General features: G+C 52.0%; 23 protein-coding genes. 15 read left to right on the forward strand and 8 right to left on the reverse strand.

Features of this window, described 5'->3' with window-relative positions; translation table 11 throughout:
- Window positions 1–16: 16 nt before the first annotated feature.
- The 4 genes from ACYVC2_RS29335 to ACYVC2_RS29350 all read right to left on the reverse strand — a co-directional run bounded on the left by ACYVC2_RS29335 (window position 17) and on the right by ACYVC2_RS29350 (window position 4,402).
- Window positions 17–1,228, reverse strand: a complete 1,212-nt coding sequence (locus tag ACYVC2_RS29335; RefSeq protein WP_461108707.1) for an ATP-grasp domain-containing protein — start codon at window positions 1,226–1,228, stop codon at window positions 17–19.
- Between the two features lie 92 nt (window positions 1,229–1,320).
- A complete protein-coding gene (locus ACYVC2_RS29340) occupies window positions 1,321–2,799 on the reverse strand; it encodes a leucyl aminopeptidase family protein (RefSeq protein ID WP_461108710.1) in 1,479 nt (492 codons plus the stop codon).
- Window positions 2,800–2,808: 9 nt separating this feature from the next.
- Complete coding sequence (locus ACYVC2_RS29345; RefSeq protein ID WP_461108712.1) at window positions 2,809–3,885, reverse strand: alpha/beta hydrolase; 1,077 nt, start codon at window positions 3,883–3,885, stop codon at window positions 2,809–2,811.
- Between the two features lie 88 nt (window positions 3,886–3,973).
- Complete coding sequence (locus tag ACYVC2_RS29350; RefSeq protein WP_461108714.1) at window positions 3,974–4,402, reverse strand: response regulator; 429 nt, start codon at window positions 4,400–4,402, stop codon at window positions 3,974–3,976.
- Between the two features lie 499 nt (window positions 4,403–4,901).
- On the opposite strand from ACYVC2_RS29350, the gene pseF reads away from it, so the two are divergent.
- The 10 genes from pseF (at window position 4,902) to pfkA (ending at window position 15,112) form a co-directional block, all read left to right on the forward strand.
- Window positions 4,902–5,591: a pseudaminic acid cytidylyltransferase gene (gene pseF / locus ACYVC2_RS29355; protein WP_461108716.1), complete on the forward strand. Its 690-nt coding sequence runs from the start codon at window positions 4,902–4,904 to the stop codon at window positions 5,589–5,591.
- Between the two features lie 49 nt (window positions 5,592–5,640).
- Entirely contained in the window at window positions 5,641–6,672 is a 1,032-nt protein-coding gene (pseG, locus tag ACYVC2_RS29360) for a UDP-2,4-diacetamido-2,4,6-trideoxy-beta-L-altropyranose hydrolase (protein ID WP_461108718.1), read from the forward strand.
- Between the two features lie 30 nt (window positions 6,673–6,702).
- Complete coding sequence (locus ACYVC2_RS29365; protein ID WP_461108720.1) at window positions 6,703–7,194, forward strand: GNAT family N-acetyltransferase; 492 nt, start codon at window positions 6,703–6,705, stop codon at window positions 7,192–7,194.
- Between the two features lie 57 nt (window positions 7,195–7,251).
- Window positions 7,252–8,319, forward strand: a complete 1,068-nt coding sequence (gene pseI / locus ACYVC2_RS29370) for a pseudaminic acid synthase (protein ID WP_461108722.1) — start codon at window positions 7,252–7,254, stop codon at window positions 8,317–8,319.
- Between the two features lie 92 nt (window positions 8,320–8,411).
- Window positions 8,412–9,905, forward strand: a complete 1,494-nt coding sequence (locus tag ACYVC2_RS29375) for a lipopolysaccharide biosynthesis protein (protein ID WP_461108724.1) — start codon at window positions 8,412–8,414, stop codon at window positions 9,903–9,905.
- Window positions 9,906–9,956: 51 nt separating this feature from the next.
- A complete protein-coding gene (locus tag ACYVC2_RS29380) occupies window positions 9,957–10,763 on the forward strand; it encodes an FkbM family methyltransferase (RefSeq protein ID WP_461109730.1) in 807 nt (268 codons plus the stop codon).
- A 56-nt stretch (window positions 10,764–10,819) separates the two neighbouring features.
- Window positions 10,820–11,794 carry a hypothetical protein gene (locus ACYVC2_RS29385; RefSeq protein WP_461108726.1) on the forward strand — a complete coding sequence of 325 codons (975 nt, stop codon included), beginning with the start codon at window positions 10,820–10,822 and terminating at the stop codon, window positions 11,792–11,794.
- The gene (locus ACYVC2_RS29390) at window positions 11,791–13,098 is read left to right on the forward strand and encodes a glycosyltransferase family 4 protein (protein WP_461108728.1); all 1,308 of its coding nucleotides are present in this window, start codon (window positions 11,791–11,793) and stop codon (window positions 13,096–13,098) included. Before ACYVC2_RS29385 ends, ACYVC2_RS29390 begins: the two co-directional genes overlap by 4 nt.
- A gap of 60 nt (window positions 13,099–13,158) precedes the next feature.
- A complete protein-coding gene (locus ACYVC2_RS29395) occupies window positions 13,159–13,917 on the forward strand; it encodes a glycosyltransferase family 2 protein (RefSeq protein WP_461108730.1) in 759 nt (252 codons plus the stop codon).
- Window positions 13,918–14,137: 220 nt separating this feature from the next.
- Window positions 14,138–15,112, forward strand: coding sequence for a 6-phosphofructokinase (pfkA, locus tag ACYVC2_RS29400; protein ID WP_461108732.1), 975 nt, complete (start codon window positions 14,138–14,140; stop codon window positions 15,110–15,112).
- An 87-nt stretch (window positions 15,113–15,199) separates the two neighbouring features.
- On the opposite strand, the gene ACYVC2_RS29405 is transcribed toward pfkA, so the two are convergent.
- Window positions 15,200–16,006: a YdcF family protein gene (locus ACYVC2_RS29405; protein ID WP_461108734.1), complete on the reverse strand. Its 807-nt coding sequence runs from the start codon at window positions 16,004–16,006 to the stop codon at window positions 15,200–15,202.
- Window positions 16,007–16,188: 182 nt separating this feature from the next.
- Here ACYVC2_RS29405 and ACYVC2_RS29410 point away from each other — a divergent pair, with 182 nt between their 5' ends.
- A complete protein-coding gene (locus ACYVC2_RS29410) occupies window positions 16,189–17,664 on the forward strand; it encodes a thioredoxin-like domain-containing protein (RefSeq protein WP_461108736.1) in 1,476 nt (491 codons plus the stop codon).
- Between the two features lie 150 nt (window positions 17,665–17,814).
- On the opposite strand, the gene ACYVC2_RS29415 is transcribed toward ACYVC2_RS29410, so the two are convergent.
- Both ACYVC2_RS29415 and ACYVC2_RS29420 read right to left on the reverse strand, forming a co-directional pair.
- Complete coding sequence (locus tag ACYVC2_RS29415) at window positions 17,815–18,726, reverse strand: DUF58 domain-containing protein (RefSeq protein ID WP_461108738.1); 912 nt, start codon at window positions 18,724–18,726, stop codon at window positions 17,815–17,817.
- A 223-nt stretch (window positions 18,727–18,949) separates the two neighbouring features.
- Window positions 18,950–19,384 (reverse strand): septal ring lytic transglycosylase RlpA family protein, encoded by a 435-nt coding sequence (locus tag ACYVC2_RS29420; protein WP_461108740.1) that lies wholly within the window; start codon window positions 19,382–19,384, stop codon window positions 18,950–18,952.
- Window positions 19,385–19,655: 271 nt separating this feature from the next.
- On the opposite strand from ACYVC2_RS29420, the gene ACYVC2_RS29425 reads away from it, so the two are divergent.
- The 3 genes from ACYVC2_RS29425 (at window position 19,656) to ACYVC2_RS29435 (ending at window position 21,940) form a co-directional block, all read left to right on the forward strand.
- On the forward strand, window positions 19,656–19,982 hold the full coding sequence (locus tag ACYVC2_RS29425; RefSeq protein WP_461109732.1) for a DUF3276 family protein: 327 nt from the start codon (window positions 19,656–19,658) through the stop codon (window positions 19,980–19,982).
- Window positions 19,983–20,217: 235 nt separating this feature from the next.
- On the forward strand, window positions 20,218–21,318 hold the full coding sequence (ychF, locus tag ACYVC2_RS29430; RefSeq protein ID WP_461108742.1) for a redox-regulated ATPase YchF: 1,101 nt from the start codon (window positions 20,218–20,220) through the stop codon (window positions 21,316–21,318).
- Between the two features lie 52 nt (window positions 21,319–21,370).
- Window positions 21,371–21,940: a Crp/Fnr family transcriptional regulator gene (locus ACYVC2_RS29435; protein ID WP_461108744.1), complete on the forward strand. Its 570-nt coding sequence runs from the start codon at window positions 21,371–21,373 to the stop codon at window positions 21,938–21,940.
- A gap of 8 nt (window positions 21,941–21,948) precedes the next feature.
- Here ACYVC2_RS29435 and ACYVC2_RS29440 read toward each other — a convergent pair whose 3' ends face one another.
- The gene (locus tag ACYVC2_RS29440) at window positions 21,949–23,241 is read right to left on the reverse strand and encodes a type IX secretion system plug protein (RefSeq protein ID WP_461109734.1); all 1,293 of its coding nucleotides are present in this window, start codon (window positions 23,239–23,241) and stop codon (window positions 21,949–21,951) included.
- Window positions 23,242–23,394: 153 nt separating this feature from the next.
- On the opposite strand from ACYVC2_RS29440, the gene ACYVC2_RS29445 reads away from it, so the two are divergent.
- On the forward strand, window positions 23,395–24,339 hold the full coding sequence (locus ACYVC2_RS29445) for a bestrophin family protein (protein ID WP_461108746.1): 945 nt from the start codon (window positions 23,395–23,397) through the stop codon (window positions 24,337–24,339).
- The last annotated feature ends 22 nt before the right edge of the window (window positions 24,340–24,361 follow it).

Genomic DNA, 24,361 nt, shown 5'->3' on the forward strand with positions numbered 1-24,361 from the left:
GATCGCCGATCGACTATCAGTTCGTAGGCTTTTCCGGTACGGGGGCCGATGCGTGAAATTCCTCGTAGATCCGGTGCATGTAGTTGTCCAGTAGAGTCAGAATCCGTTCCCGTTCACTAGACTGGACAATCAGACCGACGTGGTATTCGCGTTTGATGCGCCAGAAGATTTCCGATTCGGTAAATACCGACAGATCAGGCCATTGCTGCCGGGCTAGCGACACAATCAGACCGGCGTAATTTCCGGAGTCGACAGGAGGAACATAATGTTCTTTGTGGGCGACGGCAACTTCGAGCTTGGCCCATTCGCTCCACAGGTTTACACCCGATGCCGCTTCTACCATCTCGGCAATATGGGCTCCGCCTACCCGCGAGGCCGTTTCAAGAAAGTAAAGCTCACCATCGTGATCGCCCCGAATAAACTCGGTATGTGAAGCGCTGTACTTCATTCCGAACGCGGCCAGCACCTGATCGTTCATCTGGTGCAGCGCGTCGGTTTCGGGCGTACCAAGCGTCAGCGTATTGGTGCGAAATACTCCTCCGCCATGCGCCACCTCCATCGGTGTAGCGAGGTATTGACTCACGCGGGTGAAAACAGCTTTGCCATCGACCGACAGCGCATCGACGTGGTACACCTTTCCGGGCTTAAACTGCTCGATCAGGTAGTGGTGCCGCTTATCGCCCAGTAAATGAATGGCCGACCAGGCTTCCTCCAGCGTATGTACTTTCCTGATGCCTGTCGTAGAGGCTTCGGAGCGGGGTTTGATAAGCCACGGTGCGTCTGTACTTTGCAGAAAATCGGTAACGGTCTGGTCGTGAAAAAGCGGACTGAAAGGCGGTATGCGAATGCCAGCCGAAGCCGCGCGCAGGCGCATCGCCAGTTTATCGCGGAAATACCGGGAAGTCGTCTGGCCCATCCCATCGATCCGGAACGTCTCTCGGATCAGCGCTCCTTTTTCGACGTCGAAATCGTCCAGCGCTACTACACGGTCGATTTGGCGCGATCGCATCGCATGAGCCAACCCGAGTATCATTTGCTCCAGATCTTTGGGTTCGTTGCTTGGCGAGGAGAGGTAAAAGAACTCATCGATCGCTTCGTGCGGCCAGGCTTCGTTGGCCAGTTTCTGGTCCGTCAGCAGGTAGACGGTGTTCCCCAACGCCTTGCAGGTACGCATAAAATCGTGCCCCTTAAAAAAGGTGGCAATGCACAAAAAAGACAACTGGCTCATAGTCGTGTAATTGGTCGTTTGTCTCTTAATTTATATGCCTTGTTGCTAATACTACCGCAAAAGATGCGGGTATTGACCCGTAGAACAATTTTTTATTGGCCCGATTTAGCAATTAACCTACGTATATACGCTGTTAACAACCGAATACCAAATCCGGTTGCATTTTTCTGCGAACCGAATTCGTTGTCGGTAAAGGCCATGCCCGCAATATCCAGATGCGCCCAGGCCGGATGTTTCTCCGTAAAGACCTCCAGAAATTTGGCCGCACTGATGGCGCCTGCCATGGGTTTTCCACTGAAATTTTTCACGTCCGCGATGTCTGACTTGATGTCTTCCCGATAGGCATCCCAGAGAGGTAACCGCCACAGCCGCTCACCGGTTCGATCGGCGGCTTCACTCAACTGGCTGGCCAGCTCATCGTTCTGCGTAAACAGACCAGCGGCCTGATAACCGAGCGTAGCAATTACACTTCCGGTCAGCGTTGCCAGATCGATGAGTACGTCGGGCTGGTAATGTCGGATCATATACCCCAGCCCATCGGCCAGAATAACCCGCCCTTCGGCATCGGTGTCGATTATTTCAATGGTTTTGCCAATGTACGACGTAATAACGTCACCAGGCTTGGTAGAGCGGCCATCTATCGCGTTTTCGGTAGCCGGAACGATTCCGATCAGATGAACGGGCAGTTTAAGCTTAGCCACCACCTCCAGGGTTCCGAGGACGGCGGCTGCTCCGCCCATGTCGCTCTTCATCAGGTGCATGTTCGTCGACGACTTAATCGAAATACCGCCCGTATCGAACGTCACCCCTTTGCCGACTAACCCGACGATGGGAAGGTTAGCGACGCCTTCCGGCTTATACTCACCAATGATCAGTACGGGCGGCACATCGCTGCCCTGACTGACACTCAGCAGCGCGCCCAGCTTCTGCTTTTCCAGTTCGGCTTTGTCGAGCACTGTTACGGTATAAGCATGCGTATGTCCAGAGGCCACAGCCCAGTCGGCCAGGGTTTGGGGCTGTTTGTAATTGGCCGGTGCATTCATCAGGTCCAGCATCTGGCGCTGCGTATGGGCAATCGCTTCGCCCCGATTCAGGGCTTCCTGAGCCGGCTCCAGCTCAGAAGCCTTCACGAAAATGGTTAGTTGCCCCGCTTCGGAGAAAAAAAGAGGGTTTTGGGGTTTATCGGTCTGATAGCGTTTCAGGTCGTAACCTCCTCCGCGAACACCCAGCACCACGGCTTCGACGATTTCGCCACCGAAAGCGGTCAGATCGATACCCATCTGAACCGGCAGTTTATCTTTCTGATCGAAAAACAGCTTCCGAAACGCCCGTAACCAATCCAGTTGCCCCGGATCACTGCCCAGACCCAGCAAGTAAGTTTTGCTGCCCGCCGGCGTATAAACGGGCAGCATATCTTTGGCTTCGGCCTTAAAATCGCGCTGCAGAACCGAATCGGGCAGGTTCAGTTGCTGCGCCAGTTGGGCCAGTTGGCCCGGTAGGGTTCCGGTCTGTAGAATAGGAACAACAACGTCTTGACCAGACGGGCGTAATGTGCTTAGGGTAATGTTCATAAGGTAGTATCAATAAAATAACCACTCGACCGCTTTCGGAAATTCGCGGCTCCAGTGCGATTCCTGATGCGTTCCGGTTGGATCGACCGATAAAAAAATGTCGATTGGGTTGCCACCGTAGTTCTGGCGGGCCAGCGCATCGTTGAAGCGCTGAATATTGGGAACCATATACTGGGATTCCTGTTCACCCCCGTAAGCATAAATTTTCATCGGCACAGGCGACTGAAAGCGAATCGCATCGAAATAAATTTTGGGCGAAATCCACAATGCAGGCGAAAACACCATCAACCGTCCGAATACCTCGGGGTGTAATAGGCCGGCATAAATACTGATCAGCCCACCCAGCGAGCTGCCGCCAATGCCCGTATGCGCAGCATCGGGCAGGGTTCTGAACGTTCGGTCGATGATGGGTTTGAGCGTCTGGCAGATAAAGTCCAGATAATATTGTCCGCGACCGGCTCCGGCGCGAGTCCGATACAGGGTAAATTCCCGAATGCGTTCGTCGTTGGCGTGGTCAATAGAAACCAGGATTACTTCGTGATGGCGCCGGGAGGCCAGCACCGCCATTTTCTGATCGATCTCCCAACTTCCGTAGCCAGACCCGCCACCAAACAAATTCTGGCCGTCGTGCAAATATAACACAGGATAACGCCGGTCGGTCTGGTTATAATCGTACGGAAGCAGCACGTGTACCCGCCGGGGCCGGTTCAGCTCAGGCACTCTGAAATCGTCGCCCAGCAGCTCGATTTTAGGCATGAAAACCGGATCGAACGGCAGACCAAACCAACGCCAGTGCGGTACGTACTCCGGCCTGACATCATCCGCACGCGACACGATCCGGTTCCCTACCGGGCCTGCCGAGGCATCCAGCTCGACATGATCCCAACCACCGCGGGTGTATTTGTATTCCAGGGTTTCGGGCAGGGGCATTCCCTCCGGAAAGGTGTACACAAACTGACCGGGCCCGACGGCCTGCATCTGAAACTGGGCTACATCCGGAAACCAGTCGCAGAAATTTCCCGACACGAATACGGGTCGGTCGTCGATGACCGGGGTAGTCAGCGCTAAACGTAGTGGTGGAGCCATATGTACAGAATCGGATACCGGGGGAAGTTGGTTCAGATTCTGTCTAAAAAGTCAGCCTGCAGGCCCGACAAAGATCGTTTGGAAAACCTCAGGCCAACTCCCATTTTTCTGTCAGCCCCTTCACCAGGCTCACCAGTTGATTGTAGCTGGTTGGCTTGATTAAAAACTGATCGGCGCCCAGGGCAAGGCTACGCTGCAGATCAGACTTATCGGAGGACGTGCTCATGATCACAACGGGCAAATGGGCAAACGCAGACGTGCTCCGAATTTGAGTGAGCGTATCGAATCCGTTCTGACGCGACATGTTGATGTCGAGCAGTATCAGCCGGGGAAGTTTGTCACAGGTGGCTAATTCGGGCAGTAACTGATCGCCGTCGTTGAGGGTCAGCACATCGATCGGTTTTTCAGTATCGCTAAAAGCGGACTGGATGAAGATTCGGTCATCTTCGTCATCGTCAACAACCCATACGGAAGGGGTAGTCTGTAGCATAAACCCTGTAAACAAGTGAAAAGCCATGACGAGCCGCTTTTAGGTGAAACGTAAATCGCTAAGCTTATTAAAAGATAACTCCTGAAGTAGAGAAAGAATCGGCAACGATAAACCCTACGTGCAAATTGGGATGCGCCCCTGAACGGCGTTATCTCTATGTAACGAAAAATACCCGCCGACTGGTGTGTAAACGGCGACGAACAGATCAAAAATAACGCTTAGTTTGCCAAATAACTAACGCTTATCACGACAATTAAGCAAAAATTAATAGCGGTTATTTATCGATTAAAATTTTGATAAACAGCGCTCTACGTCCGTGTGTGAAAGTACATGGACGCTATCACCCGGTGCCATTTTCGTCTCCTCCCCCACGCAGGGCTTGCGGGCCTGCTGCGTGCGTCCTAAGCCTATTCAGGGGCTACCGGGAAGCTGTACCGACCCGGTTCAATAAGCCTGGTTATTACCCGGCGTCCTTCCTGGCAGGAGCAACCACCGCCATTGGTTATATTTGCCCAAAAACCGTCGAATGAACAACCTGGCGATCATCCCGGCACGGGGAGGCAGCAAACGTATTCCGCGCAAAAATATCCGTCCGTTTCTGGGGAAACCCATCATGGCGTATGTTATCGAAGCGGCTCACCAGTCCGGGCTGTTTACGGAAGTGATGGTCTCTACAGACGACGACGAAATTGCGGAGATTGCCCGACATTACGGTGCGTCGGTCCCTTTTATGCGAAGCGCGGCAAGTTCCACCGATCTGGCCACTACGGCTGATGTACTTACCGAAGTACTGAAGCAGTATCAGCAGCAAGGGCAGGTATTCACCTACGCCTGCTGCCTATATCCTACCGCGCCGTTTGTCACCTCCCGCTTGTTGAACGAAGCCTTTTCAGTAATGACAGACAAACAGCTAGACACTGTCTACCCTATTCAGCGGTTCGGTTTCCCGATTCAACGGGCCGTATTTCTGCGAAATTCGACCGTGCAGTGGGTGCAGCCCGAACATGCCCTGACTCGTTCGCAGGATCTCGAACCGACTTACCATGATGCCGGACAGTTTTATTTTGTTCACATAGCTTCTTTTGCGAAAACACAGCGATTGATTACCAATAACTCTGGTGGTATCGTTATTTCTGAATTAGCCGCTCAGGACATTGACAGTGAAGACGACTGGCAGATTGCAGAGCTTAAGTTCAGCCTTACGCTTCGCAGCTAACCGAGTCTGTACGATGATTTGTTGTTTTCTTTACCTTATTCCCTAACCCATGCCCGGTCTACTCTTCCGCGCCGATGGAAACGCTCAGATCGGTCTGGGCCATGTCATGCGCTGTCTGGCGCTTGCCAATATGCTCGAGGGTCTTTTTACAATGCGGTTCGTTATCGTCGAACCGACGCCAGCGGTTCGGTTGTTGCTCGAAACAGCGAATATGACCGTTATTGCGTTGCCCAACTCGGCGGATGAAGCGGTTTTTCTGGCCCAAATTCAACCGGATGAACTCGTCGTGCTGGATGGTTATTCGTTCGACGAGTCGATTCAACGAGCGGTCCGGCAACGGGCCCGGAAGTTGGTTTTCATTGATGATCTGATCGAAGGGCATCAGGTTGCCGATCTGGTGATCAACCATGCCGGGGGGCTTGTTCAGACTCAGTACGAAGCCGAGCCGTACACGCAATTTTGCCTTGGTCCACAGTATGCGCTGCTAAGGCCCGAATTTTTACGGACCGTAGGGTTTGGGCCGGCTCCGGCCGACGGGACTATTTTTGTCAGTTTAGGCGGTGCCGATCCACAAAATACGTCACTGACGGTGCTGGAAGCCATTCGGCAGGTCGACCCTACTCTATCGGTACATATTATTCTGGGCCCCTTTCATCCGAACCGTCCAGCCATCGAGTCGTTCCGGAGCCAGTTGCCGAACCTCACCATTCTGCAAAATCTGGATGCCGCGCAGATGGTCGATGAGCTGCGGTCGTGCAGTTTGGCAATTACCGCCTGCAGCACGATTGCTTATGAAGTCTGTGCAGTCAATCGCCCGCTGATTGCGGTAGTGACGGCCGACAATCAGGCACAACTGGCCCAGTTTTTATCCGAAGAAAAACTGGCTTTGTCGGTTAATTTCCCAACGTTGCTGACCCGTTCGATTCCGGTCATCGCGCTGGATAAGCTCCTGAAACTATCCATTCAATCGGCTCAGTTTTCACCCGAACCCGTTGCCGAAACCCTTGCCAGTCAGCGCCGTTTTTTCGACGGTCGTTCACCAGAACGATTGCGGGAACGATTTCAGGAATTAAGTATGTAATTCGGCAAACACGCTTGTTCTGTTCTTACCATGCTCATCTACCGCCCAGCCCGCCTGACCGATGCCCAATTGTATTTCGACTGGGCCAACGACCCGGATACCCGACGACAATCGTTCAACTCCGATCCGATTTCGCTGGAAACGCATTTAAGCTGGTTCACGCGCAAGCTGGCCGACCCGCATGCTCTGCTGCTGGTTTTCGAAGATGAACTTGGTCAGGCAGTCGGTCAGGTGCGCTTCGAACGGACGCCCGTTGCCGATATGCCCGACGAAGTGGTCATCAGCTTATCCGTCGACGTCCATCAGCGTGGGAAAGGATTGGCTCTTCAATTGATCGAGCAGGGTTGTTCCGTATGCCGGTCGCATTGGGGCGAAGTGACCGTTCATGCGTATATCAAGCCCGAGAACCGAGCCTCTGCGCAAGCCTTCGAGCGGGCCGGTTTCACATTGTCGGGCGAAAGCGGTAAATTTGGGAACCCCGGCCAGGAAAGACCGAGTTTATTGTACAGTAAAACCTTATAGAATGGACCACTACCGCGGGTATGTTCTGGTCGAGAACCCATAAGGTTTCCTTCAATTATGATGAATAACCAACCGATTCAGGTTGCCCAGTTTACCATTAGCCCGATGCACCGGCCGTTTGTTATTGCCGAAATGTCGGGAAACCATAACCAGTCGCTCGACCGGGCGCTGGAAATCGTAGACGCTGTAGCCGATGCGGGTGCGCATGCGCTCAAGCTCCAGACCTATACCCCCGACACGATTACCTTCAATGGGGCATCTGAGGAGTTCTACATCCGGGATACCAAATCGCTCTGGGCCGATAAGAATCTGTATAAATTATACGCCGAAGCCTACACACCCTGGGAGTGGCATAAGCCTATTTTCGAGCATGCCCAAAAACGGGGGATGATTGCCTTCAGCTCTCCGTTCGACACCACAGCGGTCGATTTCCTGGAATCGCTCGACGTGCCGCTCTACAAAATTGCGTCCTTCGAAAATACCGACCATATCCTGCTCAAGAAGGTCGCCCAAACGGGCAAACCGGTCATCATGAGCACGGGTGTGGCTTCGGTTGCCGACCTCGACGAGTCGGTGAAGGTTCTCCGGGCCAATGGCTGCCAGGACCTGATCCTGCTCAAGTGCACGAGTACCTACCCCGCCACACCCGAGAGTACGAACCTCCTCACCATTCCGCACATGCGCCAGCTATTCGATGTACCGGTTGGTTTATCTGACCATACGATGGGCATCGGCGCGGCAGTAGCGGCCGTGGCGCTGGGTGCGGTAGTACTGGAGAAACACGTTACCCTGCGTCGGGCAGACGGGGGTGTCGATTCGGCTTTTTCGCTGGAACCCGACGAACTGAAAAACCTGGTCATCGAAACCGAACGGGCGCAGCTGGCCATGGGACAGGTGAGTTACACGCTAACCCCCAAAGAAGAAAAAAGTCTGCAGTTCAAGCGGTCGTTGTACGTGGTGCAGGCGATGCAGGCCGGTGATGTATTCACGCCCGACAATGTCCGCAGCATCCGTCCGGCCAACGGCCTGCACACCCGTTATTACGACGACATTATCGGCAAAAGCGCCACCCAGGCTATTGAAGCCGGAACCGCGTTGGCGTGGCCACTAATTGCCAATGAATAATGGATAATGAAAAATGGTAATGAGCAGGATTTTCCATCCCTGATACCATTATCCATTTTTCATTATCCATTATTCATTATTCATTGATCTACATGGGTATCATTAAACGGCAGACCATTCAGAGTTCGGTATACGCGTATGCAGGCGTGGCAGTGGGGTTTCTGACGCAGGGCATTTTCTTTCCGAACCTGTTCAGCAAGGCGCAGGTTGGCCTACTAAATCTGCTGATTGCGCTGGCGCAGGTGTTGGCGCAGTTCGCCAACCTGGGCACGAACGGAGCCGGTGGCCGGTATTTTCCTTATTTCCGGAACCCCGACCGGCAGCACAACGGGTATCTGTTCGTTACCAGCCTGACAACCTTAATCGGTTTCGGGTTGTGTGTGCTGGCCCTCTGGCTGGCACGCCCCTGGTTCATTGAAAATAATCAGGCGCAGTCGCCTTTGTTCATCGATTATTATTACCTGCTGATTCCGCTAACGCTGTTTACCGTTTATTTTACCGTATTCGATAATTACGCCCGGCTGCTGTATGACCCCGTTACGGGCACCATGCTCCAGCAATTTGCGCAGCGGCTGTTTATTTTGATCGCTGGTGGAATCTACTGGCTGGGCTGGGTCTCTTTCCCGCAGTTTCTGGGCCTGTGGATGCTGGCTTTCTTTCTGCAAACCCTCCTGATGATCTTTAGCGTTGCCCGCGACGAAGCCCTGTTTCTGAGCCGCCGGTTTCTGTCCATCGATCCGGAATTACGCCGAAACCTAACCCGGTATGCGGCCCTTACACTTACTACGGCGCTCTCCTCGCAAATCATTCTGACCATCGATAAGGTGATGATCAACAACGCCAAAGGGCTGGATGCCACGGGCGTTTATAGCATTGCGGCCAATTTTGCTACGGTGATCGCCGTTCCGGCGACGGCCCTGTACAAAGTATCGGGAACGCTGATTGCGGAGTCATGGAAAGTGAACGACCTCAAAAACATTACGGATATTTACCGAAAAAGCTGCCTGAATCAGCTCATTGCAGGCTGTCTGGTTTTTGTGGGCGTAGCCGCCAATTTGCCCAATGTTTTTCGTTTTCTGCCCGCTGGCTACGAAGCGGGTTATTACGTCATCTTGTGGCTGGGTCTGGGCAAACTGATCGACATGGCAACGGGTATCAACGGCATTATTCTAAACACGTCGCGGTACTATATCTACGATTCGCTGTTTTTTGTAGCGCTTACTCTGTTCACCATTGCCATCAATACTTATTTGATACCGCGTTTTGGCATGAACGGCGCAGCGATCGGCGGAGCCCTGGCGACTTTTCTCTATAACCTCGCCCGGACAACCTTCGTTGGTTTTGCGTTTCGGATGCAGCCGTTCACCTGGCGCAACCTGACTGTGTTGGTACTGGGAGCGGGCGTCTGGTGGATATCGGTGCAGGTTTCTTACCCAGGTCTGGCCGATCCTAAGTGGCGAGTCATTCTGGATGTTGCCTGGCGCTCGGCCCTGATCACGGTCTTGTTCGGTGCGGCCGTAATCGGGTTGAAACTATCGCCGGAAGTGAATCAGACGGTGACAGATTTAAGAAAGCGTTTTTTATAGCGGTATACGTTGTCCTGCTGATAAAGCATGCACGACAAAACAGAAATCAACATGTGGGTTTTTCGTTTTTTATTTACCGAAACCGCCCGGCTCCTGCGCTCGGTGGAAGGACGTCGGTTACTGGGTCTGGCCCTACGCTACGGCGGAAAGCCCCGAAACCAGCCCGTTGGAATTTCGTTCGGCAGGTTCCGGTTTCAGGTTCCCGACGCCTTATCCTTTCTCTGGCAGTTCCGCGAGATTTTCGTGGATGAGTTTTACCGGTTCTATACGACCAGTCCGGCTCCCGTTATTTTCGACTGCGGTACCAACATCGGCACGAGCGTCGCGTATTTCCGTCAAGCTTACCCCAAGGCCCGTATCGTTGCGTTTGAGGCCGATGAATCCATTAGTGCTATCTTACAGGAGAATCTACGCCAGAACCAGATTACGGGTGTCGATGTGGTTACTAAGGCCGTCTGGACCGACGACAACGGTATTTGGTTTGGCAGTGACCAGGCCGATTCGGCTTCTATTTTTTCGCAAACCGACCGCAAACTCGTGCCTTCCATCCGCCTGCGCGATTACCTGCTGCGCGAAGCCCGCATCGACATGCTCAAGATGGATATCGAAGGGGCTGAAACCACCGTATTGACCGACTGTCGCGATGCACTGGCTCACGTTCAGAATCTGTTTGTGGAGTTTCACGCCTATCTCGATCATCCGCAAACCTTGTCGGAAGTGATCCAGGTACTGGAAGCAAGTGGATTTCGCTATTATCTCAATACCAGTCAGTACCGCCATGCGCCCCTGGTCAACCATCGTTATAAAGGCAACGACAGCATGGATTTGCAATTGAATATCTTTGCGTACCGAAAATAGTCATTCATGGTCATTGGTAGTCATACATCGCCCACAATGTATGACTACCAATGACCATGAATGACTCGAATCAAATGATCGATAAAATTCTTTCCCGCCCCGAGTTCCAGACCGAGCCGCCCGTGCTGGTGGATATTGGGGCCTCCGGGCAGTTACATACGCGCTGGAAAGCATTCGCCAAATACGCCGTCTGCATCGCTTTCGATGCCGATGACCGTGATTTTGGCTATGTCGAAAGTGAGTCCGGCCACTTCCGGAAGCTGTATACGTTCAATCACATTGTAACGGATACCGACACCGAAACGGCTAATTTTTACCTGACCGAATCGCCCCATTGCTCCAGTCTGCTGCGGCCCCGGCCCGACCTGGTTGAGGAGTATGCGTTTGCGCCCAAATTCGAGCCTACAAAAGTTGTCCAGCTTAAAACCCGCAGTCTGCGCTCGACGCTCGACAACCTTAAAATCAGACAAGTCGACTGGTTCAAGACCGACTCGCAGGGAACCGATCTGCGGCTGTTCCGCAACCTCGGGGATGACCGCACCCGAACTGTGCTGACGGCGGAGTTCGAACCCGGCATTGCGTCGATTTATGACGGCGAAGATAAACTCTACACGGTGCTGCAATACATGGAAGAAACGGGTAGCCACTGGCTCGCCGAACTGCTGCCGAAAGGATCACCCCGCATTACACCCGCGCTACTGGATAGTTTCACGAGCAATCCGCTGGTGAAGAAGTTTGTCTTATTTTCGCTCAGAAACAGCGCCGTTTGGGGCGAAATGACGTACCTCAACCGCTTTGCCGACGAACGCATTCTTACCCAGCGAAATCTGATGCTGGGCTGGGTGTTTGCCACAACGCTGAAACAACACGGGTTTGCGCTCATTCTGACGCAGAAAGCCAAAAGCCGTTTTACGGACTCCATTTTTGCCGAGATGGAAGCATATTCACGTCGGCGGATATGGGGGCGCGTGTTTAGACTGGGATTCTGGCCCGAGGTAGTGAAGAAGTTCGATAAACTCTTCGGGCGGTGAGAGTCACGCACCTAAGCACGTACCATCTGTTCGGGGGCGCGGCTGTAGCGGCCAACCGGCTGCACCGGGCCCTGCAAAAGCAGATAGAGAACAGCCCCGTGGTTGAGAGTACCATGCTGGTTGGAACGGCCAACCGACTGGAACGACACCGTCCGGCACCGGGCGTTATGTACCTGGCCAATAATTTTCTGGCGGAACAAACGGCCTTCGGGCGGTTTGTTGCCGAACGCCTGTACTTTCTGCCCCACGAGCGCGATACCTCCGTGCGGTTTCAGTTTTCGCCCGCCCGCTTCGGCGCTGCGCTCGACTTTCATCCGGCTATTCAGCAGGCTGATCTTCTGCATCTACACTGGATCAATTTTGGCTTTTTGTCGCTGGGTGGGCTTCGGTCGCTTTTTTCGCTGGGCAAGCCCATCGTCTGGACCCTGCACGACCAGTGGGCGTTTACGGGTGGCTGTCATTATGCGCGCGGTTGCGATCATTTTCTGGAGCATTGCCAGCACTGTCCTTACCTGAAAAAGCCAGCCAGTCAGGATTTATCCTACCGCGTTTTCGAGCAGAAAGAAAGCCTGTTCAACCAGGCCAGCATACACTTTACCCCGCCAAGTCAGTGGCTGGCCAGCGAAGCCCGACGGAGTGCGCTCATCGGTAGATTTCCGTTCACGGTGATTCCCTATGCGATCGACCAGACGCTGTTTCGGCCCCTTTCCCGAGCAGAAGCCAATGCCCGGTTTGAGTTACCCAGTACAGACCAGCCCCGCTTGTTGTTCGGCAGTGCCAACGTGACTGACCCTCGAAAAGGGTTTCGTTATTTTGCCGAAGCCTTGACCTTGCTGCATCGGCAACAGCCAGACCTCACCCCCGAAATCCTGGTCTTCGGAAAAGGGCGCTCGTACCTGTTCGATGAACTGCCGTATCCGGTTCGGCATCTGGGATTGCTGACCAGCGAAGAAGACACCGTGGCGGCTTACAATGCTGCCGATGTCATGATCGTTCCTTCACTGGAAGATAACCTGCCCAACACGGTCATCGAATCGCTGGCCTGCGGAACGCCCGTCGTAGGCTTTCGGACGGGTGGCATTCCGGAAATGATCGATCATCAGCACAATGGTTATCTGGCAGCGGCTGGGTCGGCGCAGGAATTAGCCGACGGACTAGCGTTTGTTCTTACCCATTCACAAGCCGATGAACTCCGAATCAACGCCCGGCAGTCGGCCCAGGATCGCTTTTCGGAAGCGGTTGTTGCCAGGCAGCACATAGACCTCTATCAGCAATTAATCCAGGAACAAACGAAAATGAGCTAATGAACAATTAAGCCTTGGCTGGTATTCCTAATTTTTCATTATTCATTCTTCATTTATTCAATGCCTACGGTTTCCATCATTACGATCACTTACAACGCCGAGCGCTTTCTGGAACGCACGATTCAAAGCGTGGTGCACCAACAGGCGACGGACTACGAATACATTGTGATCGATGGAGCTTCGACCGATTCGACCCCGGACATCATCAGGCGTTATGAGCAATACATTACCCACTGGGTGTCGGAGCCAGACCAGGGGCTTTATGACGCCATGAACAAAGGATTGCATCGGGCGAGAGGCCAGTACGTCTGGTTTATGAACGCGGGCGACGAGTTGTATGATCCGCAGACACTACCTACCCTATTGGCCAGTATTTCAGCTACGCAGGCCGACGTTTACTACAGCGATGCGCTCTTCGTTCGTGACAACGGCAACCGACGTACGGGCACGCCTATTGGCCTTCGCAGTCAGGTGACCCCGCATACGCTACCCGAGCATTTGACCTGGCAGGATATGGCGCTGGGCATGAAAGTCTGTCATCAGGCGTTTATTCCTAAACGAACGCTTGCCCCCGACTATCTGACCACTAATTTAAGCGCCGATCTCGATTGGGAAATTCGTTGCCTGAAAGCCGCTGCAACCATCGAATGTCTGCCATTTGTCTTATGTAAATACCTGATGGGTGGCCTGTCCGTGCAACAACACCGCCGGTCGCTTATCGACCGATTCAGGGTTTTGGTAACGCATTTTGGCTTATTTGTAACGATTCGGAACCATCTGCGCATTGCGGTAAGAGCCCGGCAATTCAGACGGCAGTAGACTTTTCGAAGTACCAGAAAAATGGGTAATGATTAGACAGCGGAGGCCGTACGCTACCTGTAAAATGAGAACAGGAGCGTTTCGTGAAATTTGTGTGAAAACAATGGGATAATTCCTAGATGCATGTCTTAAGATCGGGAAATGCCAATAAATTTGTGAGGTCTATTGGAGTACTCGCCTAACCTTTTTGTGAAATTTCCTTAAAAAATTGTCCTTACCTATGAAACGAATAGCTGTTTTTACCTCGGGTGGCGACGCACCGGGTATGAACGCCTGCATCCGGGCCGTCGTCCGGGGGGCGGTCTATCACGGAATTGAAGTGTTCGGCATTCGCCGGGGGTACAGCGGAATGATAAATGGCGATATTTTTCAGATGTCTTCGCACTCCGTTAGTAACATTGTTCAACGCGGAGGCACGATTCTGAAATCAGCCCGCAGCAAAGAGTTCATGACGCCCGAAGGTCGGGCGAAAGCGTACGAGCAGCTGTGTAAACACGAAATAGAAGGCCTGGTGGCCATCGGTGGCAACGGTACCTTCACGGGCGCTACGCTTTTTTACGACGAATATGGCATTCCGACCGTGGGCGCTCCCGGCACCATCGACAACGACCTGTACGGAACAGACCACACCATCGGCTTCGATACGGCGGTCAACACGGCGTTGGAAGCGATTGACAAAATCCGGGATACCGCCGACTCGCACGACCGGATTTTCTTTATCGAAGTGATGGGCCGCGACTCGGGCTATATCGCCATTCAGTCGGGAATTGCCGGCGGAGCCGAGATGGTGATGGTGCCCGAAGTGCTTACGCCGATTTCGGAAGTGGTCGAAACGCTTAAGTCAGGCTGGAGCCGTCAGAAATCGTCGTCTATCGTAGTCATTGCCGAGGGCGAAGAGGCCGGTATTGCTACCGAAATTGCCGAAAAGATTCGTCAGCAGGTCGAATCGTCTATCGACATGCGGGTGACGACGCTGGGGCATATTCAGCGGGGTGGCATTCCGACAGCCTACGACCGGATTCTGGCGAGTCGTTTAGGGCTGGGTGCGCTGGAAGGGCTCATGAACGGCGAGAAGAACGTCATGGCGGGTGTAGTCAACAACGAGTTAGTTTACACACCCTTCCGCGATACTATCCGCCTGCCCAAACCCATTAGCGAGGACCTGCTCCGAATGGTGAAGATTTTAAGCGTGTAAGTTTCAATGAATAATGGATAATGAACAATGAATAATTTGCCCACCAGGACCATTATCCATTGTTCATTATCCATTATTCATTATTCATTAAACATATCCCATCACTTTATAGGTCAGGTAGCCGACCTGCTCGCGGATCAGGTAGTACGAATTAAAAAAAGCTTCTTCGTGTGGCAGTAGCCATTCGCCCGGCGCAAACGATCGGCGACCACTCAGGAAACTGCTGGGAAAGGGATCGACAGCAATGCCTTCCTTTTCGAAACAGGCAATCGCCCGGCGCATATGCCAGGCCGACGTAACGAGCACGCACCGATTCTTTCGAAACGTCTTCCGCAGGATTTGGGCCGAGTAGACAGCGTTTTCGTGCGTATTCCTCGACTTACTTTCTAAAAGAATATCCTCCGGCCTGACACCAGCCATGGCCAGAAACCGGGCCACCGTTTGTCCTTCGTCGCTGACGGCCGCTATCTGAAAGGGCAAGTCGCCCGTGCCGCCACTGATCAGGATTTTCTGTACGGCACCGGTCTTGTAGAGATACAAGGCCTGTACCGCCCGGTCGGCTTCGCGACCCAGCAAAACACGTTCTTCTGTCTTTTTCGTATTGCCTGGAATTTCTTTCATGGTGTTGACCATACCGCCCGTCAGCAGAACAGCTACCCGTGCAGTTGAATCTGTCGATGCTGGCACGTTGGCCTGGATGGGGTATTCCCAACCTATGGCCAGTTCATTCATCAGAAATGAATTGCCAAACGCCCAGAAGATTACCAGCGTAAGCCCAACCAGTTGCCGACGCAGACGCAGCCTTTTCGTGAAGAATGCCATCAATAACGCGGCAACCAGCCATCCGGCGGGGGTAAGCAGGTAGGTAATCGTTTTGGAAAAGAAATAAAACATAGACTATAAAAGGCCTGGCAAACGTTCTGTTAGCAATAATCCTGACTAGAGATCGGTTTGGGCTTTGGCTTAAAGAAACTCGTAGTCAGGTTGTTAAATGAGGTTTCCAACGCCTTGAACCACCGACTGATTTACCTAACTTTGTTCTCATCAGAATCTGCGAAGATACGTACCCGCTTTTTATGAAAAACCTGCTTCTGGCTGCGTTACTTACGTTATTTATCGTTCCGGCTACACAAGCGCAATCGACCGGTGAAACCCCATCGAATGGCTTTCACATCACCGGTCATATCAAAGGCCTGAAAGATACGACCTGCATTTTGGCCCACTATCTGGGGGCAACGCAGTATATTCCGAAAGACACGGCTCGCGTGGACGGGGCGGGGAATTTGGTATTTGAAGGTAAAAAAAGCCTGCCTCAGGGTCTTTACCTCGCCGTATCGCCCAGGAATCGCTACTTCGAACTGCTCATCACAGACGATCAGGAGTTTTCCTTCGATACCGACACGATCAATGCCATCAAAGCAATGAAAATTACCGGCTCGAAAGAGAACGAGCTATTCTATACCTACCAGCAGCAACTGGCGAAATTGTACAGCGAAGCGCAGGGACTAAACGCCCAGAAAAAAACGCCGGCGGATGCGGCTGCTTCAGCGGCTATCGATAAGCAGATGAGCAGCCTACAAAAACAGGCCAATGATTTCCGGGAAAAATTTCTGAGTGACAATTCGGCTACCTTCACGGTCAAGCTAATCAAAGCCAGTGCCGAACCCGAGGTGCCGCCCGCGCCTAAACTTGCCAACGGCCGGCCAGACTCAGCCTGGGTATTCAGTTACTTCAAAAATCATTTCTGGGATAATTTCGATTTTGCCGATGAGCGATTCGTGCGGACCCCGTTTTTGCAGCGAAAAGTGGACCGCTATATTCAGGAGCTGACGGTCCAGAATTCCGATTCGCTCATCAAAAGCGCCGATTACGTGGTGAGCAAAGCGCTGGCAGGTAAAAACAAGGAAGTAAAATACTACACTATTTATTACATCACTCAACCGTATGAGCAACCGAAGGTAATGGGCACCGACGGTCTGTTTGTGCATATGTTCGAGAAATATTACGCAACTGGTATCATGACCGTTTCCGATTCGTCGACGCTGAAAAGCGTGGGCGAGCGCGTAGCTTCCATAAAGCCAAATCTGGTGGGTAAGATCATGGTGGCGCCGGTGGTGACCGATACGCTCCGTAAACCGATCATCCTGCAGAATATCAAAGCCGACTACACGGTTGTATTTTTCTATTCACCGACCTGCGGCCACTGCCGGGAAAGCGCGCCCAAACTGCAGAAATTCGCGGATGCCTACAGAGGAAAAGGGGTTGAGGTACTGGCCATTACCATCGATCCGGACCTGAAAGAATGGAAGAAGTTCATTCACGAGTTCAAGCTCGGTAATGCCATCAACGGTGCTGACCTCGCCAACCGGACGAACTACTCCAAACAGTATGACGTCTGGACCACCCCGACGGTATATATGCTCGACAAAGACAAGCGGATCATTGCCCGTAAACTCCCGGTCGAGCAGATTGAAGACTTTATGCTGTTCTACAAACGCCAGCACCCCACCCCGAAAGCGCCTGCCAATGCCAAAGCGAGCGTGAAAAAGTAATACATAAGCCACCGGTGTAGCTGTATGTAACGTAAATTACAGTTAACCAGTGTTTGTCCTCCTGACGAAGGAAGGATCTAATGTCGCCAAATGATTTAGTCAGGAAGCCATAAGATCCTTCCTTCGTCAGGAGGATAAAAGCTTCAGGTATTATTTCATTTTCGTTCGTTTCACCAGGTAGGCGGTCAGAATCTGATCGAATCCCTGCGCTATATCGGCTTCGATAAAATCGATTTTATACTGACCGCACCGCATTTTCAGCTCCTGAAAATAAGTCCGCACCGCCTGTTGGTAGGTCTCCCGGACCTGACCCGGCTGAACTTTCACTTTCTCCCCGGTTTCGAGGTCGATGAATTCGTACGGGCGCTCATCGAATGCGAAATTCTCTTCGGTTTTCTTGTCCGTAACGTGGAACAGCAGTACCTCGTGCAGGTTATGCCGCAGGTGCTGGAGAGCCGAAAACAAGGCGTCCGATTTTTCACTGTTATCGAACATATCGCTGAAAATAACCACCAGCGACCGTTTGTTGATTTTTTCTGCCACCTGATGAATAACATCGGCGGCCGCCGTTTTTCGCAACGGCTTGGGTTGCTGCATCAGCAGATCCAGTTGCGTGAACAGCTTATGTACGTGCGAAGGCGTCGACTTCACGGGCGTTTGCACATCGATGGTATCGGCAAAGGTGGTCAGGCTGACTGCGTCTTTTTGTCGTTGCAGCATATAAGCCAGGCACGCAGCCGCCATTACGCTAAAGGTTATCTTTCCGTAATTGGCCTCCGGATAGTACATCGACGAGGAGGTATCGACCAGTAAATGGCAGCGTAGGTTAGTTTCTTCCTCATAACGTTTGACAAACAGCTTTTCGGTCTTGCCAAACACTTTCCAGTCGATGTGTCGGGTCGTTTCACCGGTGTTATAAAGCCGATGTTCTGCAAATTCCACCGAGAATCCGTGGAATGGTGATTTATGAAGACCGGTAATAAACCCTTCGACCAGCTGGCGAGCCAGAAATTCGACATTACCGAACGAGCGTACCTGACCCAGATTAAGCGATTGTTTCATGCGTCTTTACTTGAAACCGGTAAAGGAATGAATAATGGATAATGTAAAATGAATAACGAATCCAGGAAGCTGCTTGCCGCTGCCCATTACTCATTTTACATTATCCATTATTCATTCCCACTAAGCGTTTACAATCTAACGCAAAAAGCGACCCGTTCGACATCTCCGGCAGGAATTGCACAGGGAAATAGCGAACGGGTCGGGGAGCGGTAACCGGCGTTTTTTAGAGCGCGGGTTCCAGCATAGACTGATAAGCAATAGGAGCGCTGAAGGCTGAAGGAGACAGCGCAATAGCGTGACCTTTTCCAACGACACGCAGCGAAACGTTGGCAATGCCTTTCGAGACCATGCCAAGTGCATGAGCGGCTGCGTGGGTTAGGTCGATGATCCGGCCTTTCGAAAAAGGGCCCCGATCATTGATTCGTACAATTACTGACCGTTGGTTGTCGAGGTTTGTGACTTCCACCAACGTGTTGACGGGTAGGGTTAGATGGGCGCCCTCAAGGGCATTGGAGCTGACACGCTCACCATAATAGGTCTTCCGACCATTGAACTTCTTGGAATAAAAAGACGCTTTGCCTTTCTGTATGAGGCCCGGAAGGACCTCCGCCGATTTTATGTTGCTAAAAAACAACATAAGGGATACGATTAAACTCATACAGCTTTTGGTTACGTGAAAAAAATAGACGGATGTATGCTGATGACAACGCACATACCTTCCGTCCCCAAAAAGTGCAATTCCTGTAAAACAAAGATAGGTTACAGAGGCTTAATAACCAAGGATTTAGCGAAAAAACTGTGGAACGGCCGCCACAATCAGCGAACGTTTCGTGGTTTTTTCTCCACGAAATATATTTGCCAGGTTTCTTTTTGTTCTTTGCTGATTGCCCGTACTTTAGCGGTTGTGAACTGATTAAACCTTTATGAATGTGGACGAAAGAGACCGGGAGAAGATCTACTCAAAGCGGGTTCGGGCGGGAAAACGAACTTATTTTTTCGACGTTAAATCGACCCGTACCAACGATTATTACCTGACCATCACCGAGAGTCGGCGTCATCCGCAGGGCGATGGGTTTGTCTATGAAAAACATAAGATTTTTCTCTACAAAGAAGATTTCGATAAGTTTATCGAAGCCCTGAACGAGACCGTAGATCACGTTAAAACGGAGTTGATGCCGGATGTCGATTTTACGCAGTTTGCCCAGCGGGAACGCGATGAACAGGACGACTTCGCCAGTGAACTCAAATGGGAATGATCGCTTTACCACCTACTGCATGATTTAGACTTTACTTTCTTACTTCTCCCTGGTTCAAACGGGCTTTTTTCCTCAAAATCAAAGTTAGCCATCGGCACCAATGCCGGAGGCTTTTTTTGCGGTCCGCCGTTGCAGGTGTATTTTTGCGAAAAACTTAAAGAGCGAAAGCGCGGGAACGAAACAGAACGACACCTGCTGAGTGGTATTCTCTCATTCACCCATTCGCAATTGAACTATGGGACTACAATGTGGTATCGTGGGCCTGCCCAACGTTGGCAAGTCGACGCTGTTTAATGCAATATCGAGCGGAAAGGCCGAAGCGGCCAATTATCCGTTTTGTACGATAGAACCGAATGTCGGCGTAGTGACCGTACCCGATGAGCGCCTGATAACGCTCGAAGACCTGGTAAAGCCCCAAAAAGTGGTACCAACCATTATTGAATTTGTCGATATTGCGGGCCTGGTAAAAGGAGCCAGCCAGGGAGCCGGGCTGGGAAACAAGTTTCTGGCCAATATTCGGGAAGTCGACGCCATCGTCCACGTGATCCGGTGTTTTGAAGATGAGAACATCGTTCACGTGGAGGGAAAGGTGAATCCCGTAGCTGACAAGGAAATCATCGATGCAGAACTGCAACTGAAAGATCTGGAGTCGGTCGATAAGAAAATTCAGCGCATCGATAAAGCGGCCCGCGTGGGCGATGCCAAAGCCAAAGCGGAACTGGAAATTTTAAAACAATACAAAACCGCCCTCGAAGCCGGCAAGAGTGCCCGAACCGTACAGGTATCGCCCGAAGATCAGGAAGCGGCCATCGGCGACATCGCGCTGCTGACCGTGAAGCCGGTTATCTACGTGGCTAACGTAGACGAAGCCTCGCTACCGAACGGCAATATGTATTCGGATGCCCTGCGCGATGCCGTTAAAGACGAGGGGGCCGAAGTGATCGTCATCAGCGCCAGCATCGAAGCCCAGATCGCCGAAATGGAAGATCCGGATGAGCGCGAGCTGTTTCTGGGCGAATACGGGCTGACCGAATCAGGCCTGAGCAAGCTCATCAAAGCATCTTATAAACTACTGGGTCTGATTACCTATTTCACGGCGGGCGTCAAAGAAGTGCGCGCCTGGACCATCCACCGGGGCTGGAAAGCGCCCCAGGCCGCCGGCGTGATCCATTCCGATTTCGAACGTAAGTTTATCCGGGCGCAGGTCATGAAGCTGCCCGACTTTCAGCAATTCAGGACCGAAGCGGGCGTTCGGGAAGCGGGTAAGCTGGCCGTCGAAGGCAAAGAATACGTTGTGCAGGACGGCGATATTATGGAGTTTCTGCACGGAGCTTAATCCAGGAAGGGCGGACATCAAGTCCGCCTTTTTTGTATCGATAAATAAGGGAATGGAACCACTTCTGGCGCTTCTTCAATCGATTTACCCCATCTCCGACGCTCTTCGGGAAGAATTACAACGGCTGCTGAAGCGGGAAGAAGTCCACAAAAAGGAGTGGCTTTTACAACCCGGCGAAGTCAGCAACAAAATTTATTTCATTCAGAAAGGCTTGGTTCGCGGATATTACCTGCAGCAAGACAAGGAAGTTACGGTCTGGTTCATGAAAGAAAATGACCTGATTATCTCCATCGTCAGTTTTTACACGCGGCAACCTTCGGAGGAGTACATCGAACTACTGGAAGACGGCGTTGTCTGGTCGATCACGTATGCACAACTGCAGTCGCTTTTTCACCAGTTTATTGAATTCAACTTCGCCAGTCGGGTACTAACCGAGCGGTATTATGCCCTAAGTGAACGGCGGGCCCATACTTTACGCGTCGCTTCAGCGCCGGATCGCTATCAGCAGTTAGTCCAGGAAATCCCGGATATTTTCAACCGGACTTCGTTGAAGCACATTGCTTCCTTTCTGGGTCTCGCGCCCGAAACCATCAGCCGCATAAGAGCCAGGAAACTGACATGACGCAGGCGCTATTTCCGTTTGTTTACACCCAGACGCTTGTAGGCAATTAGCTGATCGGCACGGGAAGCTGGTGGGCGGTGATAAACAAAGATTTCGTAGTCGTTTTCGGTCGAGGAATAGCTGCCCTCAATGTAATTTTCGTCGACCCGGGGCGGCTGCCCCGTTGTTTTTACGATGTAATCGTAATTGTAAACACCCTGTTTGAGCAAAACCGAGCTCCGATAAGCGCCCAGCAGTGCATCGTAACTCATCTTGTTGCGATCGTTCAGTTGCCAGAAATTGAAAGCGCCATTGACGAATACGTCGACGCCCGGCACCTCAGCAATTTTAAGGGTGAAGACCGTTTCGATATAATCCGCATTGGTAGCCCCGTTGCTCGTTTCGCGGTGGTCGATCACGAACTGACCGTTGAAATCGTCGCTCTGGATGTACACTCCCCGGCTACGCGGCTGGTCGACCTGGACATAAGCCGTCGTATGGTCGGCTGGTCGGTCGATTCGATCGATGTAATTGGCGCGCGACAGTACAGTTCGGGTATCGAAAAAGCGGAACTCATTGCCTCCAGGCATGGTGTTGCTCCGATCGATCAGCCGGTACTCCAGGGTTTGGTCGAACGCCTGCACGTTGGTCGGACGCAATCCCCGGATTTCGCGGTCGTCGCGGTAGTTCTGGCGAATAACTACTTTAAAATCATCCTGTGGCGAGATCACCTGATACCCTTTGTAGTTGATGCTCAGATCAATCTGCTGATCGGCAAATTGACGGGCCGGATCAGACGAAAAACGCACGTCGGCCGCCACGTTGATGCGATTCTGGTAGGTGCTGAACCTGCGCGTAAAAATAATGTTGTTGCGGTTCCGCTCATCGTAGACGACAATCAGGTAATTACCGGGTAGCTTTACGCGCGGCAGGGTAAACCGGTAATGAAAATACGGAATCTTCGTGTTGATCGAAGTCTGATACTCCGTGATTGGGTTGTCGTTATATTCATAGGTAAACTCGATATCGTTCAGAATAGACCGCTGCCAGTCGGCATTGCAATGCACAAGCCGGGCACGAAACGAGCGGTAAGTGGCCGTCAGATCATCGAACTCCAGTTGGAGCGTGACCTGCTCATCGAGGGAAATAACCGGTGGGTTCAGAGTCAATGCCGGGTCGTTCGGGTTGGCACTGACCTGCGGAAACAACAGAACGGTCTGAACCTGTGGATCGTAAATGTGATCAATCGTCTGTAGCTGTTGTGCCAGCAGCGAAGTGGTTTGCAACCACAGGACCAAACCAATAGATAAGCGGAAAAGCATGCGCATGTAAGCTGATTTTTATCGAACAGGGGTTGCTACCTAAACGCTGGCAAACCGGTCGGATGATACAAATTTGTGAACACTGGCTGGATTTACCGTTGCGAACGTCGGCAAAATCGCGTATGATTAAGGTTTACTCGACTATCCAAAACTATGGTCAATTATAATCCAAAAGAATGGTATCGGTTCATCATCACGTTCAACCGGGCCGATACAGTCCGTAAACTAATGCCGGCACTCATCGGTGTAGGGCTTTATTCGTTCGTTATCGTTCACATCATCGAACTCCTCGATCTGAGCGCGAACCCCCACCTGAAGAATTTTTCGCTCATGCATACGCTGCTGAGCTTTGTGATTTCGATGCTGCTGGTCTTTCGGACCAACACAGCCTACGATCGGTGGTGGGAAGGCCGAAAACTTTGGGGAGCCCTGGTGAACAACAGCCGGAACTTGGCCCTGAAAATGGATCAGTTGCTGGAGGATACGCACGCCGAAGCGCGCCAGTTCTTCCGGGCCATGATTCCTAACTTCGCTTTCGCCCTGAAGAATCACCTGCGACAGCAGCCCTATGAGGAAGAATTTACCGGAACGACAACGTTTACCATTCAGAACCTCAACCTGAATGAACACGTACCCCAGCAGATTGCGCTCATTCTTTTCGGTAAAATCGCTGAACTTCAGCGCCGGGGCGTGTTGCTCCCTGAGCATCTGGTCATTCTGAACCCCGAAATCGATTCGCTGATGGACATCTGCGGTGCCTGCGAGCGCATCAAGAACACCCCGATTCCATTTTCATACAGCTCGTTTATTAAAAAATTCATTTCTATTTATTGCCTGACCCTGCCCATCGGGTACGTATCGAACCTGCATTATCTGGTGATCCCGCTGGTGCTTTTTGTCTTTTACGTGCTGGCCAGCCTCGAAATCATCGCCGAAGAAATTGAGAACCCCTTTGGTACGGACGCCAACGATCTACCGCTGGAGACGATCTGCAAGGGCATTCAGAAAACCATAACCCAGTCGTTCGACCATCAGATCACCTTGGGCGAAACCGAGCCGGTGAATACGAAGCTGCGGGGATTTTCGTACGAGAAGTAAAGCCAGCCAGAATGTTCTGGCC

The organism is Spirosoma koreense (assembly GCF_054777875.1).